The sequence below is a fragment of the Curtobacterium aurantiacum genome, assembly GCF_018598555.1.
GTDB lineage: Bacteria > Actinomycetota > Actinomycetes > Actinomycetales > Microbacteriaceae > Curtobacterium > Curtobacterium aurantiacum.
Window position 1 is genome coordinate 135,775 of sequence record NZ_JAHEWN010000006.1, and the last position, 17,879, is coordinate 153,653.

Here is a 17,879-nt window from a genome sequence, read left to right on the forward strand (position 1 = left end):
GCGCTCCTTCCCGCCGTCAGTTCGATGTGCGCCCTCTGACGGTCATCGCACCCCGACTCTTCGGGGCGCGATGACCGTCAGAGGGCGCGGCTCGCAGCATGACGCCAGGCAGTACCCCAGTTCGGACCGAGCGGCACCCCGGCATCGTGCAGCACCCGGGGGAGCTGCCCCGCGGGCATCGCGTCCGACCACATCACCCGTGCGAAGCCGTTGACCTCGCGACGGCGGCGGAGACGGTCCTCCCGGCGCTTCTCGTCGACCAGGGCGTCTGCCGCCGTCCGCCCCCGCCGCGGGTCGTCGTACTTCACCCGGCCGTCGAACTCGACGATCACCCCGGCTTCCGCGAACCACAGGTCCACCCGATCGCGGAGCAGGCCGTCGTGCCGGAACTCCTGCTGCAGTACCGGGCCCGGAGCGCCGAGCACGTGCGCACCCCACCGTGTGATGCTCTCACCCGGTGAGTCGGCGAGCGGATCCGCGTGCTCGACCAGTTCCCGCGCGCGTCGATGCCCGCGAGCACGGCGACTCCCGAGCGCTTCGAGGATCGCCGGCCGCTCGACGCCGCGCCGCAGGACCGCGTCGAGCACGACGATGGCACGCCACGGGTGTTCGCGAAGGGCGACGTCGACCGCCGTCTCGGTCAAGGTCGCGACGGGCACACCGTCGACCTCGACCGAGGACGGTCGCCGGCCGGCGCTGCCGATGCGTTGGATGCTCCGCTTGACCTGGCCCCGGTCCCGGGACGGGTCGGTCACCGTGACACGCTCGCCGAACGCCCCGATCCACGGGAGTCCGAGCATGGCGACCGCTGACCGGTGTGACACCACGACCGAGCCCATCCCGCCGGCGAGCACACTCCGCACGAGCATGCGATGTCGTTCGCGTCCCGTCATGGACGCCCACTCGCCCGACCCGACGTACGTGCCACGGTGCACCCGGATGAGGGTGCCGGCAGCCGCTGCGCGACGGATCGCCGACGCACGACCGGGGTCCTGCGCGAGGCCGACGGTCGAGATGGGTTCGTGTTCCATGCTCCGATGATCGCGACGCACGGTCCATCGGGAGCGGGGTCTGCGCGATCTGTGGAGAGGCCATGGGCACCGCACCTCGTTGCGGGCATCGCGCCCCGAAGAGTCGGGGCGCGATGCCCGCAACGGGGCGCAACACGAACGAGCGGAACCGCCCGCGCCGCCCTACGAGACCAGGGGGCGCACCGAGTCGGCGAGGGCGTCGACCAGGCGCTGCGCCTCGGCGGCGGTGTCCGCGACCGTGTCGATGTAGACCTTCACCTTCGGCTCGGTCCCGCTCGGCCGGACGATCACCCTGGCGTCGCCGGACAGGTCGTAACGCAGGATGTCCGAGGGCGGGAAGCCCTGTACCCCGTCGGCGTAGTCGGTCACGGTGTGCACGTCGAGCCCACCGAGGGACGTCGGCGGCGTGGACCGGAGCGACGCCATGATCTCGCCGATGCGGGAGAGGTCGTCCACACGGGTCGCGACCTGCCCCGAGGCGAACGCCCCGAACTCGGCGGCGAAGGCCTCGAGGTGGTCGGCGATCGTCGAGCCCGACGCCGCGAGCTCGTCGGCGAGGGACAGCAGCTCCAGCGCCGCCGAGATGCCGTCCTTGTCACGGATGACCGACGGGTCGACGAGGTAGCCCAGCGCCTCCTCGTAGCCGAACAGCAGCCCGGGGACCCGGGAGACCCACTTGAAGCCGGTCAGGGTGTCCCGGTACTCCAGCCCGTGACGTGCTGCCACCCGGGCCAGGGCCGGCGAGGACACGATCGACGCGGCGAGCGTGCCGGTCACGCCGGACTCGGACGCCCGCGCGGCGGCCCGCCACCCGAGCAGCCAGCCGACCTCGTTGCCCGAGAGCCGGCGGTAGGACGGCGCACCGGCGTCCGAGGCCGTCGGGATCGCGAGTGCGAGCCGGTCGGCGTCGGGGTCGTTCGCGATCACCAGGTCGGCGCCGACGGCGAGACCACGGGCGATCGCCAGGTCCATCGCACCCGGCTCCTCGGGGTTCGGGAAGGAGACCGTCGGGAATGCACCGTCTGGATCGATCTGCTCCGGCACCACCGCGGGCTCGGCGAACCCGGCCGCGGCGAACACCGCACGAGCGGTCTCCCACCCGACGCCGTGCATGGCCGTGTAGACGACCTTCGGCTGCTCGTCGACTCCGCGTGCCGGAGCGGGCACGATCGCGGCCGTGGCGGCCACGTAGGCGTCGACCAGGGCCGAGGACGCGACGGTGTAGTCCGTGCCGCGCGGCAGGTCGGCGATCGACCCGGTGGCGACGGTGTCGATGGCGTCCGCGATCTCGCCGTCGACGGGCGGCACGATCTGCGACCCGTCGTCGTCCTGGCCGAGGTAGACCTTGTACCCGTTGTCCCGGGGCGGATTGTGGCTCGCGGTGACCATGACGCCGGCACCGACGTCGAGGTGCCGGACGGCGAACGCCAGGACCGGCGTCGGCAGGGCCGAGGGCAGCAGCGTGACCTCGAGCCCGAGGCCGCGCATGACCTCGGCCGAGTCACGTGCGAAGACGTCCGAGTTCACCCGGCCGTCGTAGCCGATCACGACGCTGCGCGAGCGCCCGGTGTCGACGAGGAACCGCGCAAGACCCGCAGCGGCCTGGGTCACGACGACGCGGTTCATGCGCAGCGGGCCCCAGCCGAGCTCCGCGCGGAGTCCGGCGGTGCCGAACTGCAGTCGGCCGTCGAACCGTGCGGCAAGTGCCTGGACAGCGGGACCGTCACCGTCGGCGGCGGCGTCGATCGCCGCGGCCAGCTCGTCGCGGGTCTCCGGGTCCGGGTCCTGCGCGAGCCACGCGCGCGCGGCGCCGAGCACCTGGTCGACGTCGAGCTTCACGATGCCGACTGCCCGAGTGCCGTGACCACGCGTGCGAGCAGGTCCGCGATCACCGGCTCGGCCTGCTTGCCGGCCTCGAGCACCTCGGTGTGCGACAGCGGGGTCTTCTGGATGCCCGCGGCCAGGTTCGTGATGAGCGAGAACCCGAGGACCTCCATGCCGGCCTGACGGGCCGCGATGGCCTCGAGCGCGGTCGACATGCCGACGATGTGTCCGCCGATGGTCTTCGCCATCTGGACCTCGGCCGGGGTCTCGTAGTGCGGCCCGCGGAACTGCGTGTACACGCCCTCGTCGAGCGACGGGTCGACCGTCCGGGCCAGCTCGCGCAGACGCGCCGAGTACAGGTCGGTCAGGTCGATGAACGTCGCGCCCTCGAGCGGGCTGTCGGCGGTCAGGTTGATGTGGTCGCTGATGAGCACCGGGGTGCCCGGGGTCCAGTGCTCCTTGATGCCGCCGGCACCGTTGGTCAGCACCATGATCGAGACACCGGTCGCCGCGGCCGTGCGGACGCTGTGCACGACCCGACGGACCCCGTGCCCCTCGTAGTAGTGCGTGCGGGCGCCGATGACGAGCGCGTGGCGGCCGTCGGCGAGGCGGATCGACCGGATCGTGCCGGAGTGGCCGGGGACGGCTGAGGCGCTGAACCCGGGGACCTGGTCCGCCGGGATCTCGGACACGGTCTCGCCGATGATGTCGGCGGCCTTGCCCCAGCCCGACCCGAGGGTCAGGGCGATGTCGTGCCGCTCGATGCCGGACTGTTCGGCGATGGCGGCTGCGGCGTCCCGCGCGACCTCGAACGGGTCGGCAGCGGGGTCGTTCAGCGGGTTCTCGGTGCTCATGGCCCAACTCTAAAGGGCGAGCGACGAGGGCACCGCACGGGACGGGCGTTGACGGCGCAGCCCGCCTCAGTGCTCGCCGAGGGCCCGGTCCACCGCCGCCGTGATCTCGCCCTGGTCGAAGTGGTTCTTGATCACGATGACCTCGGCGTAGGTGTCACCGATCGCCTCCACGAACTCCTGACTCGTCAGGATCACGTTGGCGTCGTCGGAGACGTCCCGCACCGAGGCGACGTCCGCCGCGACGACCGACGCCGACAGCCCGAGGGCGTCCAGCGCCTTCTCGGCGTTCACCTTGAGGATGCCGCTCGACCCGATGCCGGCACCGCAGATGGTCACGATCTTCACGCGGAGACCCCCATGATCGCGCGGACCTCGTCCGCCGTGGTCGCCGCCGCGATCCGCCCGGTGACGGTGACGTCGTTGAACAGGTTCGCGATCTCGCCGATCGATTCGAGGTGCGTGCCGACCTCGGCCACCGCGAGCCCGAGCACCACCCGCACGGGGTCGTTGTGCGGGTGCCCGAACGCCACCGGCGACGCGAGCGTCACGATCGCGAGCCCGTCCCGCACCACGGCGCCACCGGGCCGTGCGTGCGCGAACGCGAGCCCCGGCGAGATGACGATGTACGGCCCGTGTTCCTCGACCATCCCGATCATGGCGTCGGTGTACTCGTCGGAGGTGGTACCGGAGGCGACGAGCGCCCCGCCGACCAGGCGCATCGCGTCACGCCACGCGGGCGCGTCCGCACCGAGGAGGACGGCGGTGTCCGGCAGCGGTGGCAGTCCCATGCGTCAGGCCTCCTGGTACCCGGCCGTGATGGTGGCGATGATCTCCTCGCGGTCCTCGAGCGGCAGGAACGACCCGAGCGCGGCGTTGATCTGGAACGCGGCCAGGTCGTCGAGGTCGTAGCCGAACGTGCCCGCGAGCAGCGCGAGCTCCTTCGACAGCGAGGTCCCGCTCATCAGGCGGTTGTCGGTGTTCACCGTGACGCGGAAGCCGAGCTGGTAGAGCACGTCGAACGGGTGGTCGGCGAGGTCGTCGCCCCACGCGGCGATCGCACCGGTCTGCAGGTTTGACGACGGCGAGACCTCGAGCGGGATCTCGCGGTCACGGACCCACGAGGCGACCTCGCCCAGGGAGGCCAGCGTCGAGCCGTCCCCGGCGTCGGACAGGGCGACGTCCTCGAAGATGCGGACGCCGTGCCCGAGACGGAGCGCCCGGCCGTCGACGAGCGCGGAGCGGATCGAGGCGAGCCCGTCGGCCTCGCCCGCGTGGACGGTGACGGGGAACAGTTCGGACGCCAGGTAGTCGAAGGCGGCGCGGTGGTTCGACGCGGGGAACCCGGCTTCGGCACCGGCGATGTCGAAGCCGACGACGCCGGCGTCACGGTGCCGGACGGCGAGCTCGGCGATCTCGAGCGACCGGTCGGCGTGCCGCATCGCGGTGACGAGCTGGCCGACGCGGATGCGCCCGCCGGCGGCGTCGACGGCTTCCTCGATGCCGGCCTGCACGGCCTCCACCGTCTGGTCGAGGGTGAGCCCGCCCTGCAGGTGCTGCTCGGGCGCCCAGCGGACCTCGCCGTAGACGACGCCGTCGGCGACCAGGTCCTCGACGAACTCGCGGGCGATGCGCGTCAGCTGCGGGGCCGTCTGCATCACCGACGTGGTGACGTCGAAGGTCTTCAGGTACTCGACGAGCGAGCCGGAGTTCGACTGGTCGGCGAACCACTGCCCGAGCTCGGCCGGGTCGGTGGTGGGGAGCGACACACCCGCCGAGGCCGCGAGCTCGACGATGGTCGCGGGACGCAGACCGCCGTCGAGGTGGTCGTGCAGCGAGACCTTCGGCAGGTCGTTGATGACCGCCCCGGCGTCGGGCAGGCGGTAGGTCGGGGCGTCGGCGCTCATGCCCCCAGGCTATCGGTGGTCACCGCCGCCGCGCAGGCACCTGTGCACAACCCACAACGGAAGACACTGGAGGCTCCCCACAGGTGTGCAGGGAGCCTCCGGTCGGTCGCGTGGCCGGGTTCAGGACCCGATGCGCTCGCGCACGATCGGCCCTCGTGCGGCCGCTGCGGAGTCCGCCGGGCCGATGGTCCACGCACCCTCGAGCGACTCCAGCGCGCGCGGGATCCTTGACGCGTCGTCAGAGTGCAGCGTCCAGAGCGGCTGGCCCTCGGTCACGGTGTCCCCCGGCTTGACGTGGAGCTCGATGCCCGCACCGGCCTGCACCGGGTCCTGCGCGCGGGCACGACCGGCCCCGAGCCGCCAGGCCGAGACGCCGAACGGCAGCGCGTCCTGCTGCGTGAGGACCCCCGAGGTCGGCGCGGTGACGACGTGCTGTTCGCGGGCCACCGGCAACGCGGCGGACGGGTCCCCGCCCTGCGCCTCGATCATCCGACGCCAGGTGTCCATGGCGCGGCCGTCCGCGAGCGCCGCGGCGGGGTCGGCGTCGGGCAGTCCGGCCAGCGTGAGCATCTCGGTCGCGAGCGCCACGGTCAGCTCGACGACGTCGGCGGGGCCGCCGCCGGCGAGCACCTCGACCGACTCCCGCACCTCGAGCGCGTTGCCGATCGTCAGCCCGAGCGGGACCTCCATGTCGGTCAGCAGTGCCGAGGTCGCGACCCCGGCGTCGTTGCCGAGGTCGACCATGGTCTGCGCGAGCTCCCTCGACGCCTCGTAGGTCGGCATGAACGCGCCGGAACCGAACTTGACGTCGAGCACGAGCGCACCGGTGCCCTCGGCGATCTTCTTCGACATGATGCTCGACGCGATGAGCGGGATGCACTCGACCGTGCCGGTGATGTCGCGGAGCGCGTAGAGCTTCTTGTCCGCGGGGGCCAGCCCGGACCCGGCGGCGCAGATGACCGCGCCGACGTCCTGCAGCACCTGCATCATGCGGTCGTTCGAGATGGACGCCTGCCAGCCGGGGATCGACTCGAGCTTGTCGAGCGTGCCGCCGGTGTGCCCGAGTCCACGGCCGGACAGCTGCGGCACGGCGACGCCGAACGACGCCACCAGGGGTGCGAGCGGCAGGGTGATCTTGTCGCCGACCCCGCCGGTCGAGTGCTTGTCCACCGTCGTCTTGCCGAGCGACGAGAACGACATCCGCTCCCCCGACGCGATCATCGCGAGCGTGAGGTCCTTGATCTCGCGCCGCTCCATCCCCTTCAGGAAGATCGCCATCGCCATCGCGGCCATCTGCGGGTCTTCGACGTACCCGCGGGTGTACGCGTCGACGAGCCAGTCGACCTCGGCGGTGCTCAGGGCGCCGCCGGAGCGCTTCGTGCGGATGAGGTCGACGGTGTCGAAGGGCTCGACGGCCATGTGATCAGTGCTCCTGCTGGTAGGTGGCGAGGGTGCGCGGCCCGAAGGCGTCCGGCAAGACCTCGTCGATGGTGCGGATCCCCGAGACGGTCTCGAGGAGCATGCCCTCGGTCGAGTGCTCGAACAGCAGCTGACGGCACCGGCCGCACGGCATCAGGGTCGCCCCGTCGCCGTCGACGCACGTGAACGCGACGAGCTTGCCGCCGCCGGTCATGTGCAGCTGCGACACGAGCGAACACTCGGCGCAGAGCGTCACCCCGTAGCTCGCGTTCTCGATGTTGCAGCCGGAGACGATCCGGCCGTCGTCGGTGAGCGCCGCGGCGCCCACCGGGAACGACGAGTACGGCGCGTAGGCGCGCCGCATCGCGGCCGTGGCGGCGTCCCGGAGGGCGCCCCAGTCCACGTCGTCGACCGGGAGGCCCGTGGCTGCGTCTGCCGGGTCGGTGGCGGTGACCGCCTGGTCACCCTGGGCGTTCGTGTGGGTCATGTGCCGCGCCTCCAGGCCGGTGTGATCAGGACTAGCTCTTGATGTAGGGCTTGCCGGACGCGGCGGGGCCGCGCGACTGCCCGACCAGGCCGGCGACGGCGAAGATCGTCACCACGTACGGGAGCATGAGCAGGAACTCGCTCGGCACCGGCGACTGCGTCGCGCTCAGCGTGTTCTGCAGGTTCGACGCGAAGCCGAACAGCAGGGCTGCGAGCGTGGCCTTGATCGGGTCCCAGCGGCCGAAGATCACGGCGGCCAGTGCGATGTAGCCCGCGCCGGCGGTCATGTCCTTCGTGAAGCCACCGGTCGCGTCGAGCGTGAAGTACGCGCCGCCGAGGCCGGCGATCGCGCCGGCGAGGGAGACGTTCCAGAACCGGGTGCTCGTGACGTTGATGCCGACCGTGTCGGCTGCCTGCGGGTGCTCGCCGACCGCGCGGAGGCGCAGGCCCCAGCGGGTCTTGAACAGGCCGAAGGTGACCACCGCGACGGCGATGTAGGCGAGGTAGACGACGACCGTCTGCTCGAAGAACACCGGGCCGATGACCGGGATCTGGTGCAGCAGCGGGATCTCGACCCGGGGGAACCGGATGCCGATGTTCAGCGTCTCCTCGTTCGGGGACAGCACCTGCGAGTACAGGAAGCCGGTCAGGCCCGAGATGAACGCGTTGATGACGACACCGACGATGACCTGGTCGACCAGGTACTTGATGCTGAACGCCGCGAGGATGAACGACACGAGCACACCCGCGACGAGCGCACCGACGAGGCCGACCCACGCGGAGCCGGTGATGGACGCGATGAGCGCCGAGGTGAACGCTCCCGCGAGGAACTGGCCCTCGATGGCGATGTTGACGACGCCGACGCGCTCGGAGATCACGCCGCCGAGGGCACCGAACACGAGCGGGACGCTCAGGCCGAGTGCACCGACGAGCAGGCCGGGCAGCGGGATCGTGGCACCGGCCGCGGCCCAGGTGAGGAACCCGACGACGAACACGATCGCGAACACCGACGTCACCCAGAGCGGGACGTGCCGCGACGCTCGGACCTCGACGAAGGCGTAGACCGTCGCGATCGCCAGCAGGAGCACGACGACGTAGCCGGTCGGGGCCGCGGGCAGCGGGACGTCCGGCAGAGCGAAGAAGTCACCCGCGTTCGCCAGCCGGAACGTCGTGGTGCCGGCCCGGCTGAGCAGGACGAAGAAGACGACCGCGAGCACCGTGAACACGGCGTACCCGATCGGGAGCTTCCAGCTCCTGGTGGTCTCGACCGGACGGTCCGCGAGCGGCGACGCGGGGGCCGCGGTGGGGCTGAGGGTGCTCATGCGGCGACCGCCTTCCTGGAGTTCTTGCTCGTCTTCGTGCGCTTGCGTGCACCCGGCTGCGGGATCCGGAAGATCGCGCGGACGAGCGGCGGTGCCGCGATGAAGAGGACGATGAGGGCCTGGATGACCCCGACGATGTCGATCGGGATGCCGTTGGCGGCCTGCATGGCGTACCCGCCGTTCTTCAGCACGCCGAACAGGATCGCCGCCCAGAACACGCCCCACGGCTTGGAGCGCCCGAGGAGGGCCACGGTGATGGCGTCGAAGCCGATGCCGGCGTCGATCCCCGAGGTGAAGCCGGAGGTGACTGCGCCCTGCACCTGGTAGGCGCCGGCGATGCCCACGAGCGCGCCGGAGATCAGCATCACCCAGATGGTCAGCGACGGCACGCTCATGCCGGCCACGCGGGCGGCACGGGGGTTCTCACCGATGGTGCGGAACCGGAAGCCGAGCGACGACTTGTTGACGAGCCACCAGACCACGACGACGGCCAGGATCGCGACGATGAACCCGAGGTCCACGCCGTACCGCACGCCGAAGAGCTGCGGCAGGAGTGCGCTCTCCTTGGTGGCGGGCGAGATCGGGTTGCTGCTGCCGGAGGCCTGCAGCAGCCCGGGGGTGCGGAGCAGGTAGCTCACCAGGTAGAGCGCGACGTAGTTGAGCATGATCGTGACGATCACCTCGTGCGCACCGGTCCGGGCCTTGAGCAGACCGACGATGCCGCCCCAGACCGCACCGCCGACGATGCCGGCGACGATGGTGAGCGGGATGTGGACCGCGGCGGGCAGGTCGAACGAGAACCCGACCCAGCCGGCAGCAGCGGCACCCATCAGGATCTGCCCCTGGCCGCCGATGTTGAACAGGCCGGCGCGGAACGCGAGCGCGACGCCGAGGCCGGCCGCGATGAGCGGGACCGCGTAGTCGACCGAGCGGGTGAGCGGCACGATCGCCTGCTGGAACGACTCGGCGCCGAAGTTGAACACGGAGCCCTGGAACAGCGAGGCGTACGCGCCGCCGACCGCGGTGCCGATCGCCTGGAGCATGTCCGTGGGCCGGGCGAAGAAGTACCCGGCGGTGGCGCGGACGTTCTCGTCGGTCAGGGCGATGAGGACGCCGCACGCGACGAGGGCCAGCACGACGGCGAGGACCGTGACGAGCACCGAGCCGTTCAGGATGCCCTGCAGGGCGGCCTGCCAGCGATCGCCGCCGGCGCCGTTGCGGCGCTCGGTGTCCTCGGCGGAGTCCGTCATGAGGTGCGGGGTCGACTCGACCTCCTGCAGACGGTCGTCGGTGAGCGGCGCCTCGGGGGCTGGCTGCTGCGTGTTGTCTGGCGGTGGGGTGGTCACGCGGCCAGCTCCGTTCCTTCGGGGAGTTCCCCGGCCATCATGAGGCCGAGGACGTCACGGGGGGTGGTCGCGGGGACGATGCCGACGATGCCGCCGCGGTACATCACGGCGATGCGGTCGGCCAGGGCCACGACCTCGTCGAGCTCGGTGGAGACGACGATGACCGGCACGCCGGTGTCGCGGGTGGCGACGATGCGCTTGTGGACGAACTCGATCGAACCGACGTCGATGCCGCGGGTGGGCTGCGCAGCCACGAACAGCCGCAGCTCGCGGCTCAGCTCGCGGGCGAGGACGATCTTCTGCTGGTTGCCGCCGGACAGCCGGCCGGCCGCGGTGGTGCGACCGGGCGTGCGGATGTCGAACTCGGCGATCTTGGCGTCGGCGAAGGCGTCGCGCTCGGCCGAGCGGATCGTGCCGGCGCGGACGAACTCGGCGTGGTCCGCACGGTCGAGCATGAGGTTCTCGGCGATGGTGAACTCGCCGACCAACCCGTCCTCCTTGCGGTCCTCGGGCACGAAGCCGACGCCGGCGTCGAGCACCTGCTTGACGCTGCGGCCGGTGAGCTCCTTGCCGTCGAGCGTGACGCGGCCGGCGTGCACGGGCTCGAGGCCGATGATCGCCTCGGTGAGCTCGGTCTGCCCGTTGCCCTGCACACCGGCGATCGCCAGGACCTCACCGCGGCGCACCGTGAACGAGACGTCGTCGACGAGGACGATACCGGACGGGTCGGTGACCGTGAGGTTCTCGACGACCAGGGCATCGGCGCCGCCGGTCGACGGTTCCTTGTCGACGACCAGCGAGACAGCGCGGCCGACCATGAGCGCGGCGAGTTCGTTGTTCGTCGCGGTGGGCGAGGCCTCGCCGACGACCTTGCCGAGGCGGATGACCGTGATGCGGTCGGCGACCTCGCGCACCTCGCGGAGCTTGTGGGTGATGAACACGATGGCGGTGCCGGCTTCGCGGAGCTGGCGCATGATGCCCATCAGTTCGTCGGTCTCCTGCGGGGTGAGGACGGCCGTCGGCTCGTCGAACACCAGCACGGACGCGTCGCGCGACAGCGCCTTGATGATCTCGACGCGCTGCTGCACACCGACGGGCAGGTCCTCGACCTTGGCGTCGGGGTCGACGTCGAACCCGAAGCGGTCGGAGATCTCCTGCACGCGCTTGCGGGCACCGGCCAGGTCGAGCCGGCCGCCGAAGGTGGTCTGCTCCTGCCCCAGCATGACGTTCTCGGCGACCGTGAACACGGGCACGAGCATGAAGTGCTGGTGCACCATGCCGATGCCGGCGCGCATGGCGTCACCGGGGCCGTCGAAGTCCTGCACCACGTCGTCGAGCAGGATCTCGCCCTCGTCGGCGTCGTACAGGCCGTACAGGACGTTCATCAGGGTGGACTTGCCGGCGCCGTTCTCACCCAGGAGGCAGTGGACCTCACCCGGCTCGACGGTGAGCGAGATGTGGTCGTTGGCGACCAGGGCGCCGAACCGCTTGGTGATGCCGCGGAGTTCGAGCTTCATGTTCGGGAGTCTATTTCTGTCTCGCGCGCGCCACGCGGGCGCTCGATGTCGCGTACACCCCGCGGATGCACGATGTGGTGTGCGCCACCCGGGCGCACGATGTGGCGTGAGCCACCCGGGCGCACGATGTGGCGTGAGCCACCCGGGCGCACGATGTGGCGTGAGCCACCCGGGCGCACGAGAACGCGGGCGAGGGATGCTCCCCCGCCCGCGTTCACCGGGTCAGGACTGGGTCTTGACCTTGATCGAGCCGTCGATGATGCCGGCCTTCACGTCGTCCAGCTCGCCCTGCAGGCCCTTGTCGACCTTGGACTCGAAGTCGTGGAACGGGGCGATGCCGACGCCGTCGTTCTCGAGGGTGCCCACGTACGGGTCCTTCGAGAACTTGTCGTCAGCCGCCTGCTCGACGACGTCCTTCACGGCCGGGCGCATGCCCTTCTCGACCGAGGTGAAAGCGATGTCCTTGTAGCGGGGGTCGGCCTCGTAGAGGTCGCTGTCCGCACCGATGAGGACGGAGCCGTTGTCGGCGTCCTTGATGGCCTCGGCAGCGGACTGGTAGATCGGGCCACCGACGGGCAGGATCACGTCGGCGTCCTGGTCGAGGAGCGTCTGCGCGACCGACTTCGCCTGCGTGCCGGCCTCGAAGCCACCGGTGAAGGAGCCCTTGCCGGTGTCGACGTTCCAGCCGACGACCTTGACGTCCTTGTCCTTCTGCTCGTTGTAGTACTTCACGCCGTCCGCGAAGCCGTCCATGAAGATGGTGACGGTCGGGATCTGCATGCCACCGAACGTGCCGACGACGCCGCTCTTCGAGTAGGACGCCGCCGCGTAGCCGGCGAGGAACGCCGCCTGCGAGGTGTCGAACGTGATCGGCTTGACGTTGTCCGCGTCGATCGAGTTGTCGTCGATGATCGCGAAGTCGGTGTCCGGGTTCGCAGCGGCCTGCTTCTTCGTGGCGTCGGCGAGGTTGAAGCCGACGGTCACGACGAGGTTGCAGTTCTGGCCGATGAGCTGCTCGATGTTCGAGTCGTAGACGGTGGCGTCCTTCGACTCGGCCTCCTTGTAGGTGGCACCGATCTCCTTGGCGGCGTCCTTCATGCCTTCGTAGCCGAGCTGGTTGAACGACTTGTCGTCGAACCCACCGGCGTCGGAGACCATGCAGGGGCGGAAGTCGGTCTTCTTCGCCGATTCGGTGTCGGACGGCGCCGAGGCGCAGCCAGCGAGGACGGCGACGGTGCCGGCGAGCGCGAGGCCGCTGAGGACGACCTGTCGGGTACGAGATGTCACGGGTTGGTTCCTCCGGGGAGCGTGCCCGGACCACGTGCGTTCCGGGCGATCGTGGCGACAGTACACGACCGTCGGGTCGGTACAGGACCCGTTGCGGGGGTCCTGCTGATCGGTTACGGGATCGCGACCCCGCCGAAACGCGCCCGTAACGCAGGGTCGCACACAGACCCCCAGTTCGAGGGGTTTGTCGGTGGAGCGCTACAGGACGTCGACGGAGCGGCGGATCTCTGGAGGTCAGAGTTCGTCGGCGTCGCCCGGGAAGCACAGCGAGACGGCCTGGACGGTGTAGTTCCCCGAGTAGGCGTAGACGCTGATCGAGGTGATCTTCCCTGCGCCGTCGCCGAAGATGGCGGGCCCGTCGCTCGAATCACGCTGGGTGACCCGCATCCCCTGACCTTCCCAGTGCTCCGTCATCCGGGCGGCGTCGACATCGGGTCGCCCGGCCAGCGTGCTGCCCGTGAGGTAGCGCCAGTGCGCACCTCGCTCGCCGTCCGCGAGGACGCAGCCTTCTGCGTAGTCCGGCCCGGTGCGTGCTCTCCATTCACCGCCGAGGCGCTCTGTTGCGTCATCGACCGCTTCGACCATCTGTCGCTTCGCGGCATTCTCACTCGCCTGGGGCTCCGCCCGCTCAGATGAACCGGTGCCGGTCCTCTGCGCGGCGCAACCGGTCAGCCCCACCAGCAGCATGCCGACCAGGAGCACGGAGCCGACAAAGCCGCATCCCACGTCACGTCGGTGTGTCACAAGCTGTCGGCGTCGCCCGGGAAACACAGCGAGATGGCTTCGACGGTGTAGTGGCCCGGAAACGCGTACAGGTTGATGGAGTCGATCGAGCCACCGCCGCGGCCGACGATCGCGGGCCCGTCGGGGTCAGCCCAACGCTCGACTTCCATGCCCTGGGATTCCCAGCGGTCGAGCGTCTCCTTCGCGTCCGGTTCCGGGCCCTCCGAACCGACGTCGGAAGTCCGGCCGGTGAGGTACACCCAGTGCGCCCCCTTCTCCCCTCCGGACAAGCTGCAACGCTCGGCATAGTCAGGCCCAGTTCGCGGCTTCCACTCGCCGCCCAGATGGTCGGTGACGTCGTCGACGGCGTCGATCATCTGCTGCTTCGCGACGTCAGGGTCTACGTCAGGCTTACTATCCTCAGGCTGCCGGGCGCACCCGGCGAGCGCGGTCGCCACCGTCACGACCATGAGCGTGCTCGCAACCCACCGCGACCGGCTTCTGCCATGCCCGTGCAGATTCGCTGCCGCTGCCGGAACCGCCTTCGCCAGTACGGACGCATCCCCCGCGTCGAGCTCGATGTCCGCCATGTCCTCCCCCGACGTCGCTCCCCAGCGACCCTGCACCTGGAACATCACCGGCCCGTTGGCCGATACTCGAACCTACAGGACGTCGCCCCGGCCGCTGATCTTCAGCGCATCCACCACGCTCTTCACCCGCTGCGCGTTCGCGCTGGTGGTGACGAGCAGGGCGTCCGGGGTGTCCACGACGACGATGTCCTCGACGCCGATGAGCGAGATGAGCCGCTGACTGTGCGAGATCACGATGCCGCTCGACGAATCCGCCAGGATGCGCGCACCGTCGCCGAGCACGGCGAGGTTGTTCGGGCGGCCGCCGGACTGCAGCTTGGCGAGCGAGGCGAAGTCACCCACGTCGTCCCAGTCGAAGTCGCCGGGGACGACCGCCATGCGTCCGGCCGCGGCTGCCGGCTCGGCGACCGTGTAGTCGATCGCGATCTTCTCGAGCATCGGCCAGACGGCGTCGACGACGGCGCCGCGAGCGGAGGTGTCCCAGGCGTCCGCGAGTTCGTTGATCCCGGCCAGCAGCTCCGGCTTCGTCCGGCCGATCTCGGCGAGCAGCACGTCGGCGCGCGCGATGAACATGCCGGCGTTCCAGAGGTAGTTGCCCTGCTCGACGTACGAGCGGGCGGTGTCGAGGTCCGGCTTCTCGACGAACGACTTCACCGCGTGCGCGGTCGGGGCTCCCTCGATGTCGAGCCCGGCGGTGTCCGCGTTGATGTAGCCGAAGCCGATCGCGGGCTCGGTCGGGGTGATGCCGATGGTCGTGACGTAGCCGGCGCGTGCGACGGCGACGGCCTCGCGGACCGAGCGGCGGAAGCCCCGGGCGTCCCCGATCACGTGGTCGGCCGCGAACGAGCCGATGACGACGTCGGGCTCACGGCGCACCAGGATCGCCGCCGCGAGGCCGATGGCCGCGGTGGAGTCCTTCGGCTCGCTCTCGAGCACGACGTTGTGGTCCTCCACGCCGGGCAGCTGCGACTCCACCGCCACCCGGTGCGCACGGCCGGTGACGACCATGATCCGCTGGTCGCCGGCGAGCGGCGCCAGGCGGTCCCAGGTCTGCCGCAGCAACGAGGTGCCGGAACCGGTCAGGTCGTGCAGGAACTTGGGTGCGTCCGCGCGCGACAACGGCCACAGGCGCGATCCGATGCCCCCTGCGGGGATGATCGCGTAAAAGTCTTCGAGAGCGTCAGCCACGCGCTCACCGTACCGGTCCCACCGGGCGGATCCTGGGTGGTCCCCGCACGATTCCCGCATGCGGGCTCCCGCAGCACGGGCCGCCGCGTTGTTCACCCGGCGCGTGCGCCCCGTTCACGTCGTCGGCCCCGTCGGGTCACGTCATGCCCGGAGCATGGGCAGCACCATGAGCGCACGCAGCGTGGAGCGCGGCACGTCCCCCCGGACCGTCGCCGTCGTGACCGAGAGCTTCCTGCCCACCCTCAACGGCGTGACCACCAGCGTCCTGGCGGTCCTCGACCACCTGGAACGACGTGGTCACCGCGCGGTCGTGATCGCGCCGGACACCCCGGGGCTCGCGCAGTTCCGGTCGCGCAGCGCCGTCGAGCGCTACCGCTCCTTCGACGTCCACCGCGTCCCCGCCGTGGCGTACCGACAGTTCCCGGTGGCGCTCCCCCACCCGGTGCTCGACACGATCCTCGCCGCCTCCGGCGCCGACGTGCTCCACGCCGCCAGTCCGTTCCTGCTGGGTGGGCGCGCGATCACGGCAGCCGGGAGGCTCGGCATCCCTTCCGTCGCCGTCTTCCAGACCGACGTGGCCGGGTTCGCCCGCCGCAACGGCCTGACGGCGACCGTCCCGTTGGTGCGGAAGATCCTCGGACGCATCCACGCCGGTGCCTCGCTGACGCTCGCCCCGTCGAGTGCGACCGCCGCGATGCTCGCCGAGGACGGCGTGCCCCGCGTCGCCCGCTGGGGCCGGGGCGTCGACACCGAGCTGTTCCACCCCGCTCGCCGGACGTCCGGGCACGTGCGGGCCCTCCGCCGTCGTCTGGCCCCGAACGGCGAGACGATCGTCGGCTACGTCGGCCGGCTGGCCCCGGAGAAGGAGGTCGAGCGGCTCGCCGAACTCGGCGGGGTCCCCGGCATCCGGGTCGTCGTCGCCGGCGGCGGTCCGTCGCGCGCGATGCTCGAGCGGCGTCTCCGGCACCTCGACGTGACCTTCACCGGTCCCCTGCGCGGCGATGCCCTCGCCGACGCGTACGCGGCACTCGACCTGTTCGTGCACACCGGACCGGCCGAGACCTTCGGGCAGACCCTGCAGGAGGCCCACTCCTCCGGGTTGCCCGTGATCGCCCCGGCGTCCGGCGGCCCCCTCGACCTCGTGGCCCCGGGGCTCGACGGGGAGCTCTACGACGCCGACGAACCGCAGGCCCTCCGCCACGCGGTCCTGCGGTTGCACCACGACCGAGCACTGGCCGAGCGGATGGGTTCGGCAGGTCGGCTCCGCGTCGAGGGGACCACCTGGGAGGCCGTCGGCGACCAGCTCCTCGAGCACCACGACACGGCCCGCACCATCGGCGCGCCGCCCGTCGGACGGGGCCTGCGGGCAGGTCGGGACGAGAAGGTCAGCGCTCGCGCATAGGATGGGTCGTGTTCCACACGAACACGAACGGCAAGGGCTCGCCGATCGGGCGAGCCCGTCCTATGGAAGGACGAGCTCATGGCTGAGCACACCGGCGGGGGTACGGCGACCGCGGTGCCCGACGTCTCGATAGAAGCCCCGCGGGCCTCTCGGACGCCACAGGGCACGCTCTACCGCGGTTCGATCGGGATGTGGTCGTGGGTGCTCCACCGCATCACCGGCGTCGCCATCTACTTCTTCCTGCTCGTGCACATCCTCGACACGGCGCTCGTGCGGCTCTCGCCCGAGGCGTACAACGCGGTCATCGGCACGTACAAGACGCCGCTCATGAACATCGGCGAGATCGCGCTCGTGATGGCCATCGTGTTCCACGCCTTCAACGGGCTGCGGATCATCCTGATCGACTTCTGGTCGAAGGGCCCGAAGTACCAGCGCGCCATGTTCTGGATCGTCATGGTCCTGTGGGCGGTGGCGATCGCGGGCTTCCTGCCCCGCCAGCTCATGAACCTCGTCGCGGACTTCAACTGAGGGGCACGAAGATGACCACGCAGATCGTCGAACCTCCCCGCTCGGCCGCAGCCGCCCGCAGCACCACCAACTGGGAGAAGTGGGGCTGGATCTACATGCGCGCCTCGGGCGTGCTGCTCGTCGTGCTGATCTTCGGCCACCTCTTCGTCAACATGGTGGCGGGCGAAGGCGTCAAGCAGATCGACTTTGCCTTCGTCGCCGGCAAGTGGGCGAACCCCTTCTGGAAGGTCTGGGACTCGCTGATGCTGGTCCTCGCGCTCATCCACGGCTCGAACGGCATGCGCACGATCGTCAACGACTACGTGTCGAAGCCGGGCATCCGCAAGACGCTCCTCGTCGCGATCCTCGCCGCATGTGTCGTGCTGATCGTCCTCGGGCTCCTCGTCTGCTGGACCTTCGACCCGTGCCCCGCCGGCGCCGCTGCCGCCGACCTGCCGTCCTTCTGCCCGGCGCAGTAA

18 protein-coding genes are annotated in these 17,879 nt (G+C 70.7%); 3 read left to right on the forward strand and 15 right to left on the reverse strand.

Going from position 1 to position 17,879, the window contains the following annotated elements; translation table 11 throughout:
- Window positions 1-77: 77 nt before the first annotated feature.
- The 15 genes from KK087_RS07585 to KK087_RS07655 all read right to left on the reverse strand — a co-directional run bounded on the left by KK087_RS07585 (window position 78) and on the right by KK087_RS07655 (window position 15,491).
- The gene (locus tag KK087_RS07585) at window positions 78-1,031 is read right to left on the reverse strand and encodes a hypothetical protein (RefSeq protein WP_214564735.1); all 954 of its coding nucleotides are present in this window, start codon (window positions 1,029-1,031) and stop codon (window positions 78-80) included.
- Between the two features lie 162 nt (window positions 1,032-1,193).
- Window positions 1,194-2,870 (reverse strand): phospho-sugar mutase, encoded by a 1,677-nt coding sequence (locus KK087_RS07590; RefSeq protein WP_214564736.1) that lies wholly within the window; start codon window positions 2,868-2,870, stop codon window positions 1,194-1,196.
- Window positions 2,867-3,709, reverse strand: coding sequence for a purine-nucleoside phosphorylase (locus KK087_RS07595; protein ID WP_214564737.1), 843 nt, complete (start codon window positions 3,707-3,709; stop codon window positions 2,867-2,869). The genes KK087_RS07590 and KK087_RS07595 overlap by 4 nt, the downstream gene beginning before the upstream one ends.
- Before the next feature lie 66 nt (window positions 3,710-3,775).
- Complete coding sequence (locus KK087_RS07600; RefSeq protein WP_110892706.1) at window positions 3,776-4,054, reverse strand: PTS sugar transporter subunit IIB; 279 nt, start codon at window positions 4,052-4,054, stop codon at window positions 3,776-3,778.
- Window positions 4,051-4,497, reverse strand: a complete 447-nt coding sequence (locus KK087_RS07605; RefSeq protein ID WP_214564738.1) for a PTS sugar transporter subunit IIA — start codon at window positions 4,495-4,497, stop codon at window positions 4,051-4,053. The genes KK087_RS07600 and KK087_RS07605 overlap by 4 nt, the downstream gene beginning before the upstream one ends.
- Before the next feature lie 3 nt (window positions 4,498-4,500).
- Window positions 4,501-5,613 carry an adenosine deaminase gene (locus KK087_RS07610; protein WP_214528421.1) on the reverse strand — a complete coding sequence of 371 codons (1,113 nt, stop codon included), beginning with the start codon at window positions 5,611-5,613 and terminating at the stop codon, window positions 4,501-4,503.
- Between the two features lie 120 nt (window positions 5,614-5,733).
- Window positions 5,734-7,032, reverse strand: a complete 1,299-nt coding sequence (locus KK087_RS07615) for a thymidine phosphorylase (protein ID WP_214564739.1) — start codon at window positions 7,030-7,032, stop codon at window positions 5,734-5,736.
- Window positions 7,033-7,036: 4 nt separating this feature from the next.
- Window positions 7,037-7,519 (reverse strand): cytidine deaminase, encoded by a 483-nt coding sequence (locus tag KK087_RS07620; RefSeq protein ID WP_214528425.1) that lies wholly within the window; start codon window positions 7,517-7,519, stop codon window positions 7,037-7,039.
- A gap of 31 nt (window positions 7,520-7,550) precedes the next feature.
- Complete coding sequence (locus tag KK087_RS07625; protein WP_214543536.1) at window positions 7,551-8,840, reverse strand: ABC transporter permease; 1,290 nt, start codon at window positions 8,838-8,840, stop codon at window positions 7,551-7,553.
- Window positions 8,837-10,186 (reverse strand): ABC transporter permease, encoded by a 1,350-nt coding sequence (locus tag KK087_RS07630; protein WP_214564740.1) that lies wholly within the window; start codon window positions 10,184-10,186, stop codon window positions 8,837-8,839. The genes KK087_RS07625 and KK087_RS07630 overlap by 4 nt, the downstream gene beginning before the upstream one ends.
- The gene (locus tag KK087_RS07635; protein WP_214543534.1) at window positions 10,183-11,703 is read right to left on the reverse strand and encodes an ABC transporter ATP-binding protein; all 1,521 of its coding nucleotides are present in this window, start codon (window positions 11,701-11,703) and stop codon (window positions 10,183-10,185) included. The genes KK087_RS07630 and KK087_RS07635 overlap by 4 nt, the downstream gene beginning before the upstream one ends.
- Before the next feature lie 222 nt (window positions 11,704-11,925).
- Entirely contained in the window at window positions 11,926-12,990 is a 1,065-nt protein-coding gene (locus tag KK087_RS07640; RefSeq protein ID WP_214528431.1) for a BMP family lipoprotein, read from the reverse strand.
- Between the two features lie 234 nt (window positions 12,991-13,224).
- Window positions 13,225-13,692 (reverse strand): hypothetical protein, encoded by a 468-nt coding sequence (locus tag KK087_RS07645; protein WP_214564741.1) that lies wholly within the window; start codon window positions 13,690-13,692, stop codon window positions 13,225-13,227.
- Between the two features lie 38 nt (window positions 13,693-13,730).
- Window positions 13,731-14,303: a hypothetical protein gene (locus KK087_RS07650; protein WP_214564742.1), complete on the reverse strand. Its 573-nt coding sequence runs from the start codon at window positions 14,301-14,303 to the stop codon at window positions 13,731-13,733.
- A 72-nt stretch (window positions 14,304-14,375) separates the two neighbouring features.
- On the reverse strand, window positions 14,376-15,491 hold the full coding sequence (locus KK087_RS07655; RefSeq protein ID WP_214528432.1) for a mannose-1-phosphate guanylyltransferase: 1,116 nt from the start codon (window positions 15,489-15,491) through the stop codon (window positions 14,376-14,378).
- Window positions 15,492-15,657: 166 nt separating this feature from the next.
- Here KK087_RS07655 and KK087_RS07660 point away from each other — a divergent pair, with 166 nt between their 5' ends.
- From KK087_RS07660 to sdhD, 3 genes are all read left to right on the forward strand, one after another.
- Window positions 15,658-16,893, forward strand: a complete 1,236-nt coding sequence (locus tag KK087_RS07660) for a glycosyltransferase family 4 protein (protein ID WP_250896352.1) — start codon at window positions 15,658-15,660, stop codon at window positions 16,891-16,893.
- A 78-nt stretch (window positions 16,894-16,971) separates the two neighbouring features.
- On the forward strand, window positions 16,972-17,421 hold the full coding sequence (gene sdhC, locus KK087_RS07665) for a succinate dehydrogenase, cytochrome b556 subunit (protein WP_284730917.1): 450 nt from the start codon (window positions 16,972-16,974) through the stop codon (window positions 17,419-17,421).
- Window positions 17,422-17,432: 11 nt separating this feature from the next.
- Entirely contained in the window at window positions 17,433-17,879 is a 447-nt protein-coding gene (gene sdhD / locus KK087_RS07670; RefSeq protein ID WP_071406401.1) for a succinate dehydrogenase, hydrophobic membrane anchor protein, read from the forward strand.

What these genes read in the sequence shown, in the direction of transcription:
- sdhD (WP_071406401.1), top strand. Translation starts at nt 17,433, where the DNA reads ATGACCACGCAGATCGTCGAACCTCCCCGCTCGGCCGCAGCCGCCCGC.
- KK087_RS07625 (WP_214543536.1), bottom strand. Translation starts at nt 8,840, where the DNA reads ATGAGCACCCTCAGCCCCACCGCGGCCCCCGCGTCGCCGCTCGCGGAC.
- KK087_RS07660 (WP_250896352.1), top strand. Translation starts at nt 15,658, where the DNA reads ATGAGCGCACGCAGCGTGGAGCGCGGCACGTCCCCCCGGACCGTCGCC.
- KK087_RS07610 (WP_214528421.1), bottom strand. Translation starts at nt 5,613, where the DNA reads ATGAGCGCCGACGCCCCGACCTACCGCCTGCCCGACGCCGGGGCGGTC.
- sdhC (WP_284730917.1), top strand. Translation starts at nt 16,972, where the DNA reads ATGGCTGAGCACACCGGCGGGGGTACGGCGACCGCGGTGCCCGACGTC.
- KK087_RS07595 (WP_214564737.1), bottom strand. Translation starts at nt 3,709, where the DNA reads ATGAGCACCGAGAACCCGCTGAACGACCCCGCTGCCGACCCGTTCGAG.
- KK087_RS07615 (WP_214564739.1), bottom strand. Translation starts at nt 7,032, where the DNA reads ATGGCCGTCGAGCCCTTCGACACCGTCGACCTCATCCGCACGAAGCGC.
- KK087_RS07650 (WP_214564742.1), bottom strand. Translation starts at nt 14,303, where the DNA reads ATGGCGGACATCGAGCTCGACGCGGGGGATGCGTCCGTACTGGCGAAG.
- KK087_RS07620 (WP_214528425.1), bottom strand. Translation starts at nt 7,519, where the DNA reads ATGACCCACACGAACGCCCAGGGTGACCAGGCGGTCACCGCCACCGAC.
- KK087_RS07635 (WP_214543534.1), bottom strand. Translation starts at nt 11,703, where the DNA reads ATGAAGCTCGAACTCCGCGGCATCACCAAGCGGTTCGGCGCCCTGGTC.
- KK087_RS07585 (WP_214564735.1), bottom strand. Translation starts at nt 1,031, where the DNA reads ATGGAACACGAACCCATCTCGACCGTCGGCCTCGCGCAGGACCCCGGT.
- KK087_RS07605 (WP_214564738.1), bottom strand. Translation starts at nt 4,497, where the DNA reads ATGGGACTGCCACCGCTGCCGGACACCGCCGTCCTCCTCGGTGCGGAC.